At 73.8% G+C, this 17,249-nt stretch carries 15 protein-coding genes; 7 read left to right on the top strand and 8 right to left on the bottom strand.

Annotated features, from left to right (window positions below; translation table 11 throughout):
- Positions 1–25 precede the first annotated feature (25 nt).
- Positions 26–2,443 carry a protein serine/threonine kinase AfsK gene (gene afsK, locus ACZ597_RS29500; protein WP_471336328.1) on the top strand — a complete coding sequence of 806 codons (2,418 nt, stop codon included), beginning with the start codon at positions 26–28 and terminating at the stop codon, positions 2,441–2,443.
- A 116-nt stretch (positions 2,444–2,559) separates the two neighbouring features.
- Positions 2,560–3,054, top strand: coding sequence for a peptidylprolyl isomerase (locus ACZ597_RS29495; RefSeq protein ID WP_471336325.1), 495 nt, complete (start codon positions 2,560–2,562; stop codon positions 3,052–3,054).
- A 58-nt stretch (positions 3,055–3,112) separates the two neighbouring features.
- On the opposite strand, the gene ACZ597_RS29490 is transcribed toward ACZ597_RS29495, so the two are convergent.
- The 5 genes from ACZ597_RS29490 to ACZ597_RS29470 all read right to left on the bottom strand — a co-directional run bounded on the left by ACZ597_RS29490 (position 3,113) and on the right by ACZ597_RS29470 (position 6,813).
- Positions 3,113–3,616: a hypothetical protein gene (locus tag ACZ597_RS29490; protein WP_471336322.1), complete on the bottom strand. Its 504-nt coding sequence runs from the start codon at positions 3,614–3,616 to the stop codon at positions 3,113–3,115.
- A 72-nt stretch (positions 3,617–3,688) separates the two neighbouring features.
- Complete coding sequence (locus ACZ597_RS29485; RefSeq protein ID WP_471336319.1) at positions 3,689–4,132, bottom strand: SRPBCC family protein; 444 nt, start codon at positions 4,130–4,132, stop codon at positions 3,689–3,691.
- Between the two features lie 238 nt (positions 4,133–4,370).
- Positions 4,371–5,147: an enoyl-CoA hydratase/isomerase family protein gene (locus tag ACZ597_RS29480; RefSeq protein WP_471336316.1), complete on the bottom strand. Its 777-nt coding sequence runs from the start codon at positions 5,145–5,147 to the stop codon at positions 4,371–4,373.
- Positions 5,144–5,650 carry a Zn-ribbon domain-containing OB-fold protein gene (locus ACZ597_RS29475; RefSeq protein ID WP_471336313.1) on the bottom strand — a complete coding sequence of 169 codons (507 nt, stop codon included), beginning with the start codon at positions 5,648–5,650 and terminating at the stop codon, positions 5,144–5,146. Before ACZ597_RS29475 ends, ACZ597_RS29480 begins: the two co-directional genes overlap by 4 nt.
- Before the next feature lie 11 nt (positions 5,651–5,661).
- Positions 5,662–6,813, bottom strand: coding sequence for a lipid-transfer protein (locus ACZ597_RS29470; protein ID WP_471336310.1), 1,152 nt, complete (start codon positions 6,811–6,813; stop codon positions 5,662–5,664).
- A 93-nt stretch (positions 6,814–6,906) separates the two neighbouring features.
- Between ACZ597_RS29470 and ACZ597_RS29465 the strand changes: the two genes are divergently transcribed.
- Both ACZ597_RS29465 and ACZ597_RS29460 read left to right on the top strand, forming a co-directional pair.
- The gene (locus tag ACZ597_RS29465; RefSeq protein ID WP_471336307.1) at positions 6,907–8,595 is read left to right on the top strand and encodes a FadD3 family acyl-CoA ligase; all 1,689 of its coding nucleotides are present in this window, start codon (positions 6,907–6,909) and stop codon (positions 8,593–8,595) included.
- A gap of 179 nt (positions 8,596–8,774) precedes the next feature.
- Positions 8,775–10,667, top strand: coding sequence for an exo-alpha-sialidase (locus ACZ597_RS29460; RefSeq protein WP_471336304.1), 1,893 nt, complete (start codon positions 8,775–8,777; stop codon positions 10,665–10,667).
- Here ACZ597_RS29460 and ACZ597_RS29455 read toward each other — a convergent pair whose 3' ends face one another.
- The 3 genes from ACZ597_RS29455 to afsR all read right to left on the bottom strand — a co-directional run bounded on the left by ACZ597_RS29455 (position 10,668) and on the right by afsR (position 15,078).
- Positions 10,668–11,393 (bottom strand): class I SAM-dependent methyltransferase, encoded by a 726-nt coding sequence (locus ACZ597_RS29455; RefSeq protein WP_471336300.1) that lies wholly within the window; start codon positions 11,391–11,393, stop codon positions 10,668–10,670.
- Between the two features lie 261 nt (positions 11,394–11,654).
- Entirely contained in the window at positions 11,655–11,855 is a 201-nt protein-coding gene (locus ACZ597_RS29450) for a hypothetical protein (RefSeq protein WP_471336297.1), read from the bottom strand.
- 211 nt (positions 11,856–12,066) lie between these two features.
- Positions 12,067–15,078, bottom strand: a complete 3,012-nt coding sequence (afsR, locus tag ACZ597_RS29445; protein ID WP_471336294.1) for an SARP-family global regulator AfsR — start codon at positions 15,076–15,078, stop codon at positions 12,067–12,069.
- 165 nt (positions 15,079–15,243) lie between these two features.
- Between afsR and ACZ597_RS29440 the strand changes: the two genes are divergently transcribed.
- From ACZ597_RS29440 to ACZ597_RS29430, 3 genes are all read left to right on the top strand, one after another.
- Positions 15,244–16,464, top strand: a complete 1,221-nt coding sequence (locus ACZ597_RS29440; RefSeq protein WP_471336291.1) for an amidohydrolase family protein — start codon at positions 15,244–15,246, stop codon at positions 16,462–16,464.
- A gap of 116 nt (positions 16,465–16,580) precedes the next feature.
- Complete coding sequence (locus tag ACZ597_RS29435) at positions 16,581–16,835, top strand: type II toxin-antitoxin system VapB family antitoxin (protein WP_471336288.1); 255 nt, start codon at positions 16,581–16,583, stop codon at positions 16,833–16,835.
- Positions 16,832–17,248, top strand: coding sequence for a PIN domain-containing protein (locus ACZ597_RS29430; protein WP_471336285.1), 417 nt, complete (start codon positions 16,832–16,834; stop codon positions 17,246–17,248). Before ACZ597_RS29435 ends, ACZ597_RS29430 begins: the two co-directional genes overlap by 4 nt.
- The last annotated feature ends 1 nt before the right edge of the window (position 17,249 follow it).

Genomic DNA, 17,249 nt, shown 5'->3' with positions numbered 1-17,249 from the left:
TACGGGGAGGTAGTGGAGGCGAGTGGTGGAGCAGCTGACGCAGCACGACCCGAGACGGATCGGCCCCTTCGAGGTGCTGGGACGGCTCGGCGCCGGCGGCATGGGGCTGGTCTATCTCGCACGGTCGGCGTCCGGCCGCAGGGTCGCGATCAAGACGGTGCGTACGGAACTCGCCGAGGACCAGCTGTTCCGGGTGCGGTTCACCCGTGAGGTGGAGGCGGCGCGCGCCGTGTCCGGCTTCTACACGGCGGCCGTCGTCGACGCCGACCCGCGCGCGGCGGTGCCGTGGCTGGCGACGGCGTACGTTCCGGCGCCCTCCCTGGAGGAGATCGTCAACGAGTGCGGGCCCATGCCCGCCCAGGCCGTGCGGTGGCTCGCGGCCGGCATCGCCGAGGCGCTCCAGTCCATCCACGGCGCCGGGCTGGTCCACCGCGACCTGAAGCCGTCCAACGTGCTGGTCGTCGAGGACGGCCCCCGCGTGATCGACTTCGGCATCGCGAGCGGGGTGTCCAACACCCGGCTGACGATGACGAACGTCGCCGTCGGCACCCCGGCGTACATGTCGCCGGAGCAGGCGAAGGACTCGCGCAGCGTCAAGGGCGCCAGTGACGTGTTCTCGCTCGGCTCGACCCTCGTCTTCGCCGCGACCGGGCACCCGCCGTACCACGGTGCGAACCCGGTCGAGACGGTGTTCATGCTGCTGCGCGAGGGCCCCAACCTGGAGGGGCTGCCGGACGAGCTGCGGCCGCTGATCGACTCCTGCATGCAGATGGACGCCACCCAGCGCCCGACCCCCGCCGACCTCCAGGCGCAGCTGGCCCCGCACCTGTTCGACGGCGGCGACGACAGCGGGACGGCCTCGGCGTGGCTGCCGGAGCGGGCCGTCGCGATGATCGAGACCCGGCGCGCGGGCAACCGTACGGGGACCACCCCGTCCCCCGTCGCCTCCCCCGCGCCGCCCGCCGGGCCCTCCACGCACCGCCGGCCCCCGCGCGGCGCCGCCGACCCGTGGGTGGACCCGCGTACCGGGCAGGCCGTGCCGCCGCGCCCGGACCGGCCGCCGCTGACCCCGCCGCCGGTGCGGGGCCCGGCCCCGGTGCCGGTGTCGTCGATGCCCGGCATGCCCGTGCGGCTCGGCGGTTCGCCGGTGCCGATCGGGCCCGGGCCGCGCGCGACGGCCTCCGCCCCGGCGGGGCACGCCGCGGCGGACTCGGCGACCGGCTGGGTGCGCCCGCCGGCCGGTACTCCGGCGTCGGCGGCCGCCCCGGTGGCGACCCCGTCCGTACCGGCCCCCGGGCCGTCGCCGGACAGCGGGCGCTGGCGGCCGTGGCGCTTCCGCATGTCCAACGAGGTGTGGGGCACTCCGACCGTCGCCGGGGACCTGCTGTACGTGACGTCCTTCGAGGTGCACGCCCTGGACGTCGGCAGCGGCCGGCGCCAGTTCAAGACGCGGGACGTGGCCTGGTCGATGGCGGTCGCCGACGGGCGCATCCACGCCTCGGACGGCCCCTCCCTCTTCGCCCTCGACGCGAAGGACGGCTCCGAGCGGTGGCGCCTGAACGCCGACGCCTGGGTGTACGCGCTGCGCGCCGAGCGGGGCACCGTCATCACCGCCACGCGCGGCGGCGGGGTCCAGGGCTGGGAGGCGTCCAACGGGCAGAAGCTGTGGGAGCTGAGCGGCGCCCAGTCGGACTTCGAGACCCCGGAGGCGGCGCCCGTCCTGCACGAGGGCACGGTGTACGTCTGGCAGGACGCCCGGCTGCGCGCGCTGGACGCCCGCTCCGGCCAGGAGGCCTGGTCGTACCCGGTCGGCGACGCGGCCTCCTGCGGCAACGTCCCGGTCCGCGTGACGCCCGCCCCCGACGGCAATGTCTACGTCGCCGCCGGCACCCGCGTGCTCTCCGTCGACCGGTCCTCGGGCCGGGTCCGCTGGCACTTCGAGGCCCCGGCGGTCTTCCTGGCCCCGCCCGCCTTCGCCCCCGGCCCGGCCGTCACGGGCGGCGGGGTCTACCTCGCCGACTACCTGGGCACCGTCTACGCCCTGGACGCGGCCACCGGCAACGACCGCTGGCGCATCGCCACCGAGCCGCGCCCGGCGTCGGACCCGGTGCTCGTCGCGAACGGCAGCGTCCACCTGGGCGCGGGCAGCGCCCTGTACACGCTGGACGCGGTGACCGGCACCCCGAAGTGGCGGTTCGCGGCGGGCGGCGAGATCACCGGCCCGCCGGTGGTCGCGGACGGCCGGGTCCACTTCGGTTCCGCCGACCACTGCCTGTACACGCTGGACGCGGGGGGCGGCCAGCTCCGCTGGAAGCTGGCGACGGGCGGCGAGATCACCGGTGCCCCGGTGGCGGAGGCCGGCGTGGTGTACGCGTGCAGCAAGGACCGCTGTGTGTACGCCCTGGACGCCGCGAAGGGCACGGGCACCCGTACGGGCTCCTGACCAGGCACGCCGCAGGCCCCCGCCGTCCTGCGGCGGGGGCCTGCGCGACGCGCCAGGGGGCCCGTCCGCGGCCCCGCCGGGGTGCTGTTGGTACCGGGAGTGACAGGATGGGACCCATGAGCAACGTATTCTTCGACATCACCATCGACGGTGCGCCCGCCGGCCGCATCGTCTTCAGCCTCTTCGACAAGGTCGTCCCGAAGACGGCCGAGAACTTCCGCCAGCTGGCCACCGGCCAGAACGGCTTCGGCTACGCCGGCTCCGGCTTCCACCGCGTCATCCCGCAGTTCATGCTGCAGGGCGGTGACTTCACCAACCACAACGGCACCGGTGGCAAGAGCATCTACGGCGCGAAGTTCGAGGACGAGAACTTCGACCTGAAGCACGACCGCCCGTACCTGCTGTCGATGGCGAACGCCGGCCGCAACACCAACGGCTCGCAGTTCTTCATCACCACCGTCGTCACCTCGTGGCTCGACGGCAAGCACGTCGTCTTCGGCGAGGTCGTCGAGGGCCAGGACATCGTCGACAAGATCGAGTCCCTGGGCACCCCGTCCGGCGCCACCCGCGCCAAGATCGAGATCGCTGCCTCCGGCACCGTCGAGGCCTGATCCACAGCACGCGCCGGTCGGCCCCGCTCCCCGCTCGGGGTGCGGGGCCGCCGCCGTTTCAGTGGTCCTTCGACGGGGCCGGAGCCCACGGCGCGGGGTCCACGGGGTCGAGCCCGTCGCGCGGGAGCTCGCGCCGGGTGCGGCGCCGGCGGCCGCGCATGACCGCCGCCGCGAGCAGCAGCAGGGCGCCCGCGCCGAAGGCGGTGGCGACGCCGGAGCCGATGCCGGTGCCCTCGATCCCGACCGACAGGCCCCCGGCCGCCTGGCCCTGGCGGACCGTCCACAGCACCGCGAAGCCCAGTACGACGACCCCGGCGAGCGCCATCAGCAGCCGCGAGCGCCGCACGACCGCGAGCAGCGTCAGCAGCGCCGCGAACAGGTACGGCAGCAGCAGCGAGCCCAGCGGGGCGGCCCCGTCGTCGGTGATGCCGGAGCCGGCGAACAGTTCCTCGATCCGGTAGTCGCGGCCGGGGCGGCCGTCGTACCAGGCGCGGAAGGGGCTCCAGACGGCGGCCGTGGCGCCGATCAGACCCATGAGCGAACCGATCGCGTTGCGGATCATGCCCGGCCCTCCGGGGTAGCGGTCATGATCCCGACGCTACGTCCGCGGCGCCGGAGCCGCACGCCGGGTGCGTCAGGAGGTGGCGCGGGCCGATTCGACGCGGGCGCGCAGGGCGTCGTTCATCGCGGTGAAGTTCCGCGCGGTCCCGTCCAGCATCTTGCCGAGGAAGGGCACCAGCAGGCCGCGGAAGCGCTCGCCGTGCTCCAGCCGGGTGGTGCGGTTCGGGCCCTCGGCCAGGCGCAGGTAGTGCTCGCCGTCGAAGAGGCCGCGCACGAGGAAGTGCCCGGTCCAGCGCAGCTCGGTGCCGGGGGAGGCGACCCGGACGGTCGGCCGGAAGGTCGTGGGCTTCCCCTTTTCCGGGTACATCCTCAGGGTGAGCCGCTCCCCGGGGACCGCCTCCCCGGCGGCCTCGCGGATGAACGGGTTCCAGGTGCAGTAGCGGGGGAGGTCGGTGAGGACCGCCCAGACCTCTTCGGGGGTCGCGTCGATGCTGATCTCGGTGGAGATGGTGCGCACTGTGCCGTGCTCCTCATGGTGGTTCGATGCCACCGAAGGGACGCGGAGTGGTGCGGTTCGCCGCCGGGTTCGGTGCTCGGGATGCAACCACGGTTTCCGGCGGCGGAGCACGCTGTGGAGGGTGTCTTCGCTGGTGGCGCAGAGAATGGAGGAGCACGTTCCGGGTGTGGGGTGGTGAATGCCGACACGTCGGGCGGCGCCCGGGGCCGCCCTCCGGACACCGACCCCGCCCCGCGGCTCAGCGCAGCCGGAAGTCCGTCCCCGGCGGACGGGACGCGAACAGGTCCGCCTGCCGCTCCGGCGGCAGGTTCCCCAGCGCGATCAGCGCCGGCGCCTGGTCCAGGGCCTGCTGGAGCGCGGCCCGCTTCGCCGACCACAGGGCCCGTACGGTGCCCTGTACCGCCTCCGTCGGGAAACCGGCCAGGGTGCGCGCCGAGCGCAGCGCCGCCTCCAGCAGCTCCCCGGGCTCCGCCAGCTCCGAGACCAGCCCGATCTCGTACGCCCGCCGCGCGGAAAGCCGTTCCGCCGTCCCCATCAGGGACATCCGGGCCGCCTCCCCGAAGGGCATCCGCTGCGCCATGTACACGGCCTCGTAGGCGCTGACCATCCCGTACGAGGTGTGCGGGTCGAAGTAGGTCGCGCCGGTGGAGGAGACGATGAACTCCGCCTCGCCGAGCAGGTAGAACGCCCCGCCGCAGGCCATGCCGTTGACGGCGGCGACCACGGGTTTCCACAGGTCGTTGGCCTTCGGCCCGATCGCGATCAGCGGGTCGTCCGCCGAGTACGGTGACTCCGGCTGCGGAACGTCCGCCGAGCGGTCGATGCCCGTGCAGAACGCGGCGGTGCCCGCGCCCGTCAGCACCACCGCCCGCACGTCCCCGTCGAAGCGCAGCTCCCGCCACACCGCTGCCAGCGCGGCGGCCGTCTCCAGGTCGATCGCGTTGTGCCGGCGCTCCCGGTCCAGGGTGACGACGGCGACCCCGGCGGCCTTGTCCCGCTCGACGCGCAGGGTCATGCCTTCTCCAGGACCCAGCGCGGCACGCTCATCCCGCCGGTCTCGGTGAACACCACCTGGACCCGGGCGCCGATGCGCAGCCGCGCCGGGTCCACGGAGTTCAGCGGGGCGTCGGCGGAGGCGACGAGGTTCCCGGCCAGCCGGATCTGCGGGGCGTCGGCCAGCTCGACGAGGATGACGTTGTACGGGGCCTGCGCGGCGTACGCGGGCAGCAGCGGCGGGTGCGGCCGCACCCAGGACCAGATCCGGCCCCGGCCGCTCATCGGGCGCCACTCGCTGTCGAAGGACTGGCAGTGCGGGCAGCAGGGGCGGGGCGGGAAGCGCAGCCGGCCGCAGGCGGTGCAGGCCTGGACGCGGAGTTCGCCCCGGGCGGCGTACTCCCAGAAGGGGGCGCCGTCCTCGTCGGGCACGGGCAGCAGGAGGGACTCCGCGGCTGCGGGCTCCGCGGCTGCGGGCCCGCCAACGGTGCTCTGGCCGGGGGTGGTCTCTTCGGCGGGGGTCATCGGTCGGCTCCTCACGCGCGCAGCAGGATCGCGGACGTCGGGACGCCCTCGCCCGCCGTCACCAGGCAGGTGGCGGCGTCCGGCACCTGGGCGGTGGAGGTGCCGCGCAGCTGCTTGACGCCCTCGTTGATCAGGTTGAACCCGTGGACGTAGGCCTCGCTCAGCCCGCCGCCGCCGGTGTTGATCGGCAGCCGGCCGCCGAGCTCCAGGGACCCGCCCTCGGTGAAGGCGGCGCCCTCGCCGCGCCCGCAGAAGCCGTAGCCCTCCAGGGAGAGCGGGATCAGGGGGGTGAAGGCGTCGTAGATCTGGGCGACGTCCACGTCGGCCGGGCCGAAGTCGGCCTGCTTCCACAGGTGGCGGGCGGCGGTCCAGGCGGGGCCGGACAGGGGGTCGTCGTTCCAGTAGTTGACCATCCCGTGGTGCTGGGCGGGCAGCCCCTGGGCGGCGGAGTGCACGTAGACGGGCTTCTGCCGGCAGTCCCGGGCCCGTTCGGCGGAGACGATCACGCAGGCGAGCGCGCCGTCCGTCTCCAGGCAGTTGTCGAAGAGGCAGAGCGGGTCGCTGATCATGCGGGAGCTCATGTACATCTCGCGGGTCAGCGGCCGCTCGTACATCATCGCGGCCGGGTTCTCGTTGGCCCGGTTGCGGCAGGCCATCGCGACGTTGAAGAGGTGGTCGCGGGTGGCCCCGTACTCGTGCATGTAGCGGCGGGCCAGCATGCCGATCTCGTCGGCCGGGCGCAGCAGTCCGAAGGGCCGGGTCCACTGTCCCGGGGTGGGCAGCTGGACGGAGGTGTTCTTCCAGGGTCTGGGTCCGGAGCCGCGTTTGCGGGAGCGCCAGGCGACGCCCACGGTGGCCTGGCCGGTGGCTATGGCGGCGGCGAGGTGGCCGACGGTGGCGCAGGAACCGCCGCCGCCGTAGCCGACCTTGGAGAAGAAGGTGACGTCGCCGGCGCCGACGGCCTTGGCGACCTCGACCTCGTCGGTCTCCTCCATCGTGTAGGAGGCGAAGGCGTCGACCTCGGAGGGTGCGATGCCCGCGTCGGAGAGGGCCGCGAGGATCGCCCGGCAGGCCAGTTCCTTCTCGGTCGACGGCAGCCGTTTGGCAAAGGCGGTCTGGCCGATGCCGACGATTGCCGTAGCGTCCTTGAGCGTTGCCGCCATCGCCACCTCCGGGTGCGCCAGTACTGACAGCCGCGAAGGCTACAGCTAATCTGACGGATAGTCAGCTACTGGGTTCCAGGGAGGGGCGGGCGGATGTACGAGGGCGCGGGCGCGGACGGCATCGAACAGGACTCCGGAGCGGACGCGGGCCGCACGGGACCGGCCCCGGCCGACACCCCCGACCCCCGCGGCGACCTGCGCTGGCGCACCGTCGCCGCCCTCGTGCGGGACGCCGCCGAGCGCTACGGCGACCGCGAGGCCGTCGTCGACGGGCGGACCCGCATCAGCTACGCCGAACTCGGCGCCCGCGTCGAACGGGCCGCCGCCGCCTGCCTCGCCGCCGGCACCGAACCGGGCGACCGGGTCGCCGTCTGGGCTCCCAACACCCTCGAATGGATCGTCTCCGCCCTCGGAGCCGTCACCGCGGGCGCCGTCCTCGTCCCCCTCAACACCCGCTTCAAGGGCGCCGAAGCCGCCTACGTCCTCGCCCGCAGCCGCGCCCGCCTGCTCTTCGTCACCGGCACCTTCCTCGGCACCTCCTACGTCGCCTCCCTGCGCCGCGCCACCGCCGAAGGGTCCGGCACCGGACCCCTCCCCGGCCTGCCCCACCTCGACCAGGTCGTCGTCCTCGCCGACGACGCCCCCGAGGCCTTCCGCACCTGGAAGGACTTCCTCGCCGGCGGGGACGCGGTGACCGCCGCCGCCGTCCGCGAACGCGCCGACGCGATACGCCCCGACACCCCCTCCGACATCATCTTCACCTCCGGCACCACCGGCAGCCCCAAGGGCGCCGTCATCACCCACGCCCAGACCCTGCGCTGCTACGCCGTGTGGAGCGAACTCGCCGGACTGCGCGAGGGCGACCGCTACCTCATCGTGAACCCCTTCTTCCACACCTTCGGCTACAAGGCCGGGATCATCGCCTGCCTGATGCGCGGCGCCACGATGGTCCCCCAGCCCGTCTTCAACGTGGACACCGTCCTCGCCAACATCGCCGCCGAGCGGATCTCCGTACTCCCCGGACCGCCCACCCTCCACCAGTCCCTCCTCGACCACCCCCAGCGCGACCACCACGACCTGTCCGCCCTGCGCCTGGTCGTCACCGGCGCCGCCGTCGTCCCCCTCCAGCTCGTCGAACGGCTCCGCGCCGAACTGCGCATCGCCACCGTCCTCACCGCGTACGGGCTCTCCGAGGCCGGCGGCATCGTCACCATGTGCCGGCGCGACGACCCCGCCGAGACCGTCGCCGCCACCTCCGGCCGGGCCATCCCCGACACCGAGGTACGCGTCGCCGGCCCCGAAGGCACCGCCCTCCCGGCCGGCGAGGCCGGAGAGGTCCTGGTCCGCGGCCACCACGTCATGCGCGGCTACTTCGAGGACCCCGAGGGCACCGCAGCCGCCGTCACCCCCGACGGCTGGCTGCGCACCGGCGACGTCGGCGTCCTCGACGCCGCGGGCAACCTGCGCATCACCGACCGGATCAAGGACATGTTCATCGTCGGCGGCTTCAACGCCTACCCCGCCGAGATAGAGCAACTCCTCGGCCTGCACCCGGACATCGCCGACGTCGCGGTCGTCGGCGTCCCCGACCCCCGCCTCGGCGAGGTCGGCAAGGCGTACGCGGTCCGCCGCCCCGGCTCCACCCTCACCGCCGACGACCTGATCGCCTGGTCCCGGCGGGAGATGGCCAACTACAAGGTCCCGCGAGAGGTCGAGTTCGTCCCCGCCCTCCCGCGCAACGCCAGTGGAAAGGTCCTCAAGACGGAGCTGCGCACACGCTGACCGCCAGGCCGTGTCTTTCGGATCAGGCCGGCCCCGGCAGGCCCGCGACGCGGCCGACCCGGACGGCGTGCCACAGCCGCGCCCCGCCGGGGCGTTAGCCTGCACGGGTGAGCCCAAACCAGTCAGGTGTCCGATTCCGTTTGCCGTTCCGGTTCCGTCGGCCGGCCCGGAGAGCGGGCGTGGCGTGGGCCGTCACCGGCGTGCTGGGCCTGTGCACCGCGGGCTGGCTCACCCTCGCCCCGGCACCCTCCGACCCCGCCGACGGCGGCGGACCCGCGAAGGCGAAGAAGGCGGCCGGCCTGACCGCCGCCGTCTCCGCGCCCTTCAGCGCCTTCACCGAGGGCTACGACTGCTACCGCATCCCCACCCTCATCACCACCAAGGACGGCACCCTGCTGGCCATCGCCGAGGCCCGCACCGCCGGCTGCGACGACATCGGCGACATCGACATCGTCCTCAAGCGCTCCACCGACGAGGGCCGCACCTGGGGACCCATGCAGGTCGTCCGCGGCGCGGGCGACCCCGGCGCCTACGGCAACCCCGTCCCCGTCGTCGACTCCGCCTCCGGACGCATCACCCTGCTCCACGCCTACAGCACCTGGACCCCCGACGCCGACGGCAACCGCGTACGCGGCCCCCGCGAACTGCGCCTGGCCCACAGCACCGACGACGGCGCCGGCTGGACCACCGACCCCGCCCCGCAGCCCCAGCTCAAGGGCGCCGACTGGGCCTGGGTCTCCGTCGGACCAGGCCACGGCATCCAGCTCACCCCGACCCGCCCCGACCGCCCCGGCCGGCTCGTCGTCAGCGCCGACTACCGCACCGAGTCCAACGAATCCGGCGCCCAGCTCCTCTACAGCGACGACGGCGGCCTCACCTGGCGGCCCGGAGCCCGCTGGGGCGCCCCCGAAGGCACTCCCGCCCCCAACGAACCCGCCCTGACCCAGCTGCCCGACGGCCGGATCTACGTCAACGCCCGCTCCACCGCCACCTGCGGCACCCCCGACCACCGCGTCGCCGCGATCGTCGAGGACGCCGCCGCACCCGCCGTCCCGGACCCCGGCTTCCTCCCCGTCGCCGACCTCCCGGCCCCGCCCGCCTCCGGATCCGTACTCCAGCTGCCCGGCGGCCCCCTGCTGCTGTCGGCGCCCAGCCGGCCCGGCGCCGAGTTCTCCGACCGCTGGACCCTGGCCGTGCGCACCTCGAAGGACGAGGGCCGCACCTGGTCCAAGGGCGGCGCCGTCGTCCTGCGCGAGCGCGCCGGCTACTCCGACATGACGGCCCTGCCCGGCGGCCGGGTCGGCATGCTCTACGAGACCGCCAACGGCACCCCGCACGGCTACATCAAGTTCACCGCCTTCGGCCCCCACGAGCTCCAGGCCGCCACCGAGGACCTCACTCCGCGCCACACCGCCGACGCCACCCCGTTCCACAACCACGCCGTCGTGCACGGCGCCCCCAGGCTCGGCAACCGCCCCGACGGCGGCAAGGCCATGCGCTTCGACGGCAAGGACGACTTCCTCCGCCTGATCAACTGCCCCGGCGAACTCCGCATCGGCGAAGCCGACTTCGCCGTCACCACCTGGGTCAAGTACAAGACCCGCGGCCAGGACCGCGACAGCGGCCTGCGCCAGCCCCTCCTCTGGGCCTACGGCCAGGGCCCGGCCGCCAAACAGCTCCGCATCGAGGCCGACCCCGCCACCGGCCGCCTCGAAGCCACCGTCAACGCGGGCACCGGCCCCGCCTCCGTCACCACCCGCACCCGCACCGACGACGACGCCTGGCACCACGTCGTCCTCCAGCGCAAGGGCACCCGCCTCGAACTCTCCGTCGACGGAGCCCCGCCCGCCACCACCGGACTCACCCCGGACCAGATGGACTTCCGCCCCGCCGGAGCCTTCACCGTCCACCTCGGCACGCAGCCCGACTACAAGGCCTTCTACGCGGGCGCCCTGGACGACGTACGCGTCTACGGCCGCGCCCTCTCCGCCAACGACACCGCCCGCCTCCGCGCCGGCAACGACCTCACCGACCAGCTGCGGGTACACCTCCCCTTCGACCGGGTCTGGTGATCACACCGGCTTCCGCGCCAGCAGCAGCCGCCACCGCGGGGTGCCGTCCTCGCGGTGTCCGAAGTGCTCCAGCGGGACCGTCTCCACGCGGAAGCCCGCCGCCTCCAGGTCGGCGCGGACCGGGCCGAACGGGAAGGTGCGGTAGTACATCACGAACGGCGGCCGCCACACCGCGTTGCGGACCCGCATCGCCGCGTCGAAGCCCGCGACCGCCCACCACAGCGGGGAGGACGGCGGGATCGGGGCGCCGACCGGGAAGGCGAAGACACCGCCCGGCCGCAGCGCCCGGTGCACCCCCGAGAACAGGGCCGGCCGCTCGGACGGCAGGAAGTGGCCGAAGGCGCCGAAGCTCACCGCGAGGTCGTACGAGTCCCCGAGCTCGGCCGGCAGCGCCAGCGCGTCGGCCCGTACGAGGTCCACGCCCTCGGGATGCGCCCGCGCGGCCTCCGCCAGCATGCCCGCGCTGAGGTCGACCCCCGTCACCCGGTCCCGGCACAGCCGGCGCAGCATCCCCAGCCCCGCGCCCGTACCGCAGCACACGTCCAGCCCGGACCCGAAGGACCCCTCGCGCGCGGCGAGGGTCTCCTCGACGGCGTCGAGCATCCGGTCCGGGGTCCGGAACGGGGTCCGGTCGAACTTGGGCGCGAGCAGGTCGTAGCCGCGCTCGACGGACGAGAGGGCCTGGACGGCCAGTTCCCGCAGGCTGGGTCCCTGAGAAGTGAACACGGTCACACCCTACGGCGCACCGGACGCGGAAAGGCGGCGGCCGCGGTGGTCCCCCTCCGGCCACCGCGGCCACCGCGCTCATTCCCCCGTGCGGACGGCCCCGAATTCCCCCGAATCCCCCGTGGGCCGTCCGTCCTTGCGTTCTTTCCCCCGTACGCCCCCCGAGCGGTCCCCCCGTACGTCCCCCGTACGACCGCTCAAGGGCCCCCCGTACGCATTCCCCCGTACGTCTCCCCCGTACGCCGTGCCCCGCTCCCGGTGTTACGGGCGCGGGCCGGACGCGTGGTTGTCCAGCGACACGATCTCCTCGCCGGAGGCGTGGTTGTCGTCCGGAGACTCCCCGGGCTTCACCACCGGCGGCTCCGCGGGAAGCTCCCGCGGGTCGATCTCGGCACCGGAGGCGTGGTTGTCGAACGGTCTGATGTCCGCGTCGAGCGGCAGGCTGTTCTCGTTCGTCGTCATCTCGGCTCTCCTGATCCTGAGTCGGGCCCGTGCTGGGTCGGGCCCGTTCGGCGGTTCCCCCGTGGACCGCCGAACGGGTAGTCCTCCAACCGGCCCGGCTGTCCCCCGAAGCGCCGGGTCGATGTACCCATGGTGGCGCGAGGCGATAAACGAACGATGAACGTCCACGTCCATCGCGCGGCAGCCCGCCGGCCGCCCGGAAACGAGCAGGTCAGGCAGCCAGTTCCGACGCCAGTAGGGCCCGCACCTCGGCCAGTTCGGCCGACCCGAGCTGGGCGAACACCGACTCCGCGTCCCGCCAGCACGCCCGCGCCCGGTCCGGCTGGCCCAGGCGTCGCAGCGCCTTGCCCAGGACCGTCAGTACGGTGGCCCGGCGCCACTCCCCGCCGATGCCGCGCAGCGCGATCGCCTGCTCGGCGTGCTTGGCGGCCAGGGTGGGCCGCTGCGCCGCCAGGTGGGCCTCGGCGAGCCGGAAGTGCGTGACGCCCTCCCACAGCGGCTGCCGGTTGTCGTGGAACAGCGACAGGGCCTCGCCGAGCTGCGCCAGCGCCTCGCCGAGCCGGCCGGCCTGGGTGAGGGCGATGCCGAGCGCGTAGCGGCCGTTGGCCAGGCGCAGGGTCAGGCCCATCCGGTCGTAGACGGCGATGCCCTGCCGGGCGAGGTCGATGGCGCTGCCGAGGCGGCCCAGGCCCACGTGGATGCGGGAGAGGTTGCACAGGGCGCTGGCCTCGCCGATGTGGTTGTCGTCGGCACGGAAGCTCTCTATGGCCTCCAGCAGGTAGCGCTCGCCGTCCTCGTAGCGGTTCTGGTAGAGGGCGATGATGCCCCGGTCGTTGGGCGCCCAGCAGCTGGGCAGCGGGTCGCCGGCCTCGCGGGCCAGCTCCATCGCCTGGCGGGCCTGCTCGTCGGCCTCGGCGAAGCGGCCGGCGAAGAGGTGGACCATGGTGAGGGTGGTGCGCGCCCGGCCCTCGGTGCGCGGGTCCCGGGCGGCGCGGGCGGCCTCGCACAGGGTCAGCGCGGCGGCCTCGTACTGCTTGGAGTTGGCGCCGGACTCGGCGAGGTCCTTGGCCGCCCACAGCAGGTCCACGGCCCGGCGCAGGGCGCCCGGCCGGCCGGCGGACTGCCGTACGCAGGCGAGCAGCGGGTCGGCCTCGGCGAACAGCCAGTCCAGGGCGGTGCGGGGGTCGGTGAGGACCAGGCCGGGGTGGCGGGTGGCGCTGAGGTGGGCGGGGAGCCGGTCCCCGGGGCGCTCCACGGAGTACACGCGGGCGGCGGTGGCGAGGTAGAAGTCGAGGAGCCGGTCGAGGGCGTCCCCGCGGCCGTCGGGCCGCTCGTCGCGTTCGGCGCACGCACGCGCGTAGAGCCGTACGAGGTCGTGGAAGCGGTAGCGGCCGGGCGCGGCGGATTCCAGCAGGGAGCAGTCGACTAAAGCTTCCAGGAGGTCCTCGGTGTCGTGCTCGGGGAGGTCGAGCACGGCGGCCGCGGCGGCGAGGGAGACGTCGGGTCCGTCGGCGAGCCCGAGGAGGCGGAAGGCGCGCTGCTGGGCGGGCTCCAGCTGGCCGTAGCCGAGCTCGAAGGTGGCCTTGACGGCGAGGTCGCCGGCCTGGAGCTCGTCGAGGCGGCGGCGCTCGTCGCCGAGCTTGGCGGCGAGGACGGAGACGGTCCAGGTGCGGCGGGCGGCGAGCCGGGACGCGGCGATGCGGATGGCGAGCGGCAGGAAGCCGCAGGCGCCTACGACGTCGAGGGCGGCCTGCCGTTCGGCGCCTACCCGTTCGGCGCCGACTATGCGGGTGAACAGCTGCAGGGCCTCCTCGGGGCTCATCACGTCGAGGTCGACGAGATGGGCCCCGGCGAGGCCCGACATCCGGACCCGGCTGGTGACGAGGGCGGCGCAGCCGGCGGTGCCCGGCAGCAGCGGCCTGACCTGGGCGGCGTCCCGGGCGTTGTCGAGCAGGACCAGGACGCGGCGGCCGTCGAGGATCGAGCGGTAGAGCGCGGCCCGGTCGGCGGGGGAGTCGGGGATGGAGCTGTCGGGGGTGCCGAGGGCCCGCAGGAAGGAGCCGAGGACGGCTTCGGGGAGGGCGGGCCGGGGTTCGGTGCCCTGGAGGTCGACGTAGAGCTGCCCGTCGGGGAAGTGCGGCCGGGCGGCGTGGGCGACGTGCACGGCGAGGGTGGTCTTGCCGACGCCGCCGATGCCGGCCAGTGCGGAGACGGCCATGACCTGCCCGTCGGCGCCGGCGAGGATCTCCCCGAGCTCGGCGACGAAGGGGGCGCGGCCGGTGAAGTCGGGGACGGTGGCGGGCAACTGGGCGGGCCTCACGGGTACGGGCGCGGCGGTGGGGGCGGGGTCCTCTGCGCGGGCGAGCTCGGCGTCGGCGTTCAGGATCCGCTGCTGGAGCGCGGACAGCTCGGGGCGCGGGTCGACGCCGAGCTCCTCGGCGAGGAGCCGGCGGGTGTCCGCGTACACGGCGAGGGCCTCGGCCTGCCGGCCGCTGCGGTAGAGGGCGAGCATCAGCAGCTCGCGCAGCCGTTCCTGGAGGGGGTGGGCGGCGGTGAGGGCGGTGAGCTCGGAGACGGCCTCGGCGTGGTGGCCGACCTCCAGGTCGAGGTCGAGGCGGGTCTCCAGCAGCTGGAGGCGCCACTCGGACAGGCGGGTGCGCTCGGTCTCGGCGTGCGGTCCGGGGACCCCGGCGAGGGGTTCGCCGTCCCACATCTCCAGGGCGCGGGCCAGCAGCGTACGGGCGAGGGTGCGCTCCCCGGCGGCGCGGGCCTTCTCGGCGTCGGCGGCCAGGCTGCGGGCGATGCCGAGGTCCAGGGACTCCTGGTGGCGCAGCCGGATGGCGTAGCCGCCGGCGTCGCTGACGAGCAGCCCGGGTTCGAGGACCTTGCGCAGCCGGGAGGCGTAGGTGCGGATGGTGGCGAGGGCCTGCTGCGGGGGGTGCTCGCCCCAGATGGCGTCGATCAGCTCCGGCGCGGTGGCGGTGCGGCCGTCGCGCAGCAGCAGTACGGCGAGCAGGGCGCGCTGCTGGGGGCTGCCGGAGGGCAGTGCCTCGGCGCCGAGCCAGGCGCGGACGGGGCCGAGCACGGCGAAGCGGTTGCCGGCGGGGGCGGGGGCGCCCGGGGGTTCGGGCACGGGAGCGTCGGGCGTGGTGCCGGTGCCGCTGTGGGACCGGGCCGCGTCGGGGTTGTTCCGCTGCTGCGGGATGGGCGGTACGCCGTCCATCTGTCGTCCCCCCTGCCTTCCGTCGGTTCAAGGGTCAGTCTGCCCTGTGTTGCACGTACAAGTCAGCCCGCAGCGGAGCCAACCGCTCCTGGCCGAACTGCGACTGTGGCGGGACTGCGGTCCGAATAGCTGACGGGTCGTCAGTTCAGCGCTACGGTAGAGCGCATGGAGACCTTCCCGAAGATCATCTCGGTGGACGACCACACGGTTGAGCCCCCCAACGTCTGGCGGGACCGGCTCCCGTCCAGGTACCGCGACACCGGCCCCCGGATCGTCCGCGCCCCCCTCAAGGAAATGACCTTCCTCGGCGGCAAGTTCGCGCCGGTCATGGGCGCCAGGGGCGACGACGGCCCGGTCGGCGACTGGTGGGTGTACGAGGACCTGCACCGGCCGCTCACCCGCCTCGACACCGCGGTGGGGTACGACCGTGACGAGATCAAACTGGAAGTCATCACCTACGAGCAGATGCGCCCGGGCTCCTTCTCGGTTCCCGAGCGCCTCGCCGACATGGACGTCAACCACGTCCAGTCCGCCCTCTGCTTCCCCACCTTCCCGCGCTTCTGCGGCCAGACCTTCACCGAGGCCAAGGACCGGGAGCTCGGGCTGCTCGGAGTGCGCGCGTACAACGACTGGATGGTGGAGGAGTGGTGCGGGCCCGAAGCCGGGGGCCGCCTCATCCCGCTGACCCTCATCCCCCTGTGGGACGCACTCCTCGCCGCGGAGGAAGTGCGCAGGAACGCCGCCCGCGGCGTGCGCGCGGTCGCCTTCTCCGAGATACCGCCGCACCTGGGGCTGCCGTCGATCCACACCGACGAGTGGGACCCGTTCCTGCGGGCCTGCGACGAGACCGGCACGGTCATCGCCATGCACATCGGCTCCTCGTCGCGCATGCCCTCCACCTCGGCGGACGCCCCGCCGGCCGTCGGCTCCACCATCACCTTCGCCAACTGCTGCTTCTCCATGGTGGACTGGCTGATGAGCGGCAAGTTCGAGCGCTTCCCGAACCTGAAGATCATGTACGCCGAGGGCCAGATCGGATGGATCCCCTACATCCTGGAGCGCGCGAACGTGGTCTGGGAGGAGAACCGCGGCTGGGGCGGCGTCGCCGACAAGGTCCACCGCCCGCCGTCCGAGCTCTTCGCGGAGCACGTCTACGGCTGCTTCTTCGACGACGCCTTCGGGCTGCGCAACCTGGACGCCATCGGGGTGGGCAACGTCCTCTACGAGACGGACTACCCGCACTCGGACTCCACCTGGCCGAAGTCGAGGGAGGTCGGCGAGGCGCAGATGGGCCACCTGGACCCGGAGGTGGTGGACCGCATCGTCCGGGGCAACGCCATCGACCTGCTGGGGCTCACGGCGGAGGGGCTCTGGGCGGGGGCGTAGGGAGGTGGGAAGGGGCGCCTGCTTGCTTGCGGCTACAGAAACGATATCTCCTGATGCCGATCTTGATATCGTTTAAGTAGAGCGGAGGCAGGTCGCCGCGCGCCGAGGAGGTCATCATGGCCAGAACCGTCATCGACGTGGACGACGCCCTGCTGGCGGAGGCCGCAGAGATCTTCGGCACGAAGACGAAGGTCGCCACGGTCAACGCGGCCCTTGAGGACGTGGTCAAGCGCCGCAAGCGAGAGGCGTTCTTCGCCCGCCTGGCCGAGGGGCGGCTGCCCGACCTCACCGGCCCGGTCGACCAGCCGGGAGTGCCCGATGCCGCACCTGGCCAGCACCCCGTTCCAGACGTGCGGGACAAGGCGACATGAGCACACGTTTCCTCATCGACAAGTCCGCGCTCGCCCGCTACCCCGAGCCGGCTGTCCGGAAGGTGGTCGAGCCCCTGCATGTCCAGGGGCTCCTCGCCCTGTGCGGCGCCATCGAGCTTGAGGTGCTGTACAGCGCGCGGGGCGCGGCCGAGGCCCGGGAGATCCGTGAGGAGCTGCGCGGATTCGACTGGCTCGCCACCTACGACGAGGCGTGGGACCGGGCCATGGAGGTTCAGGCCCTGCTGATCGAAGCGGGCGCCTGGAAGGCGGTATCCGTACCGGATCTGGTCATCGCGGCGACCGCGGAGATGAATGGCGCGACCGTCCTGCACTACGACGGCGACTACGACCTGATCGCCGCCGTCACGGGCCAGCCGATGCGGTGGGTCGTCCCGCGCGGCACGGCCGACTGAC

This window comes from Streptomyces sp. NPDC040718 (assembly GCF_055593565.1).
The sequence above is the reverse complement of the archived record's forward strand: the minus strand, read 5'-3'. Positions and strand labels throughout refer to the sequence as shown.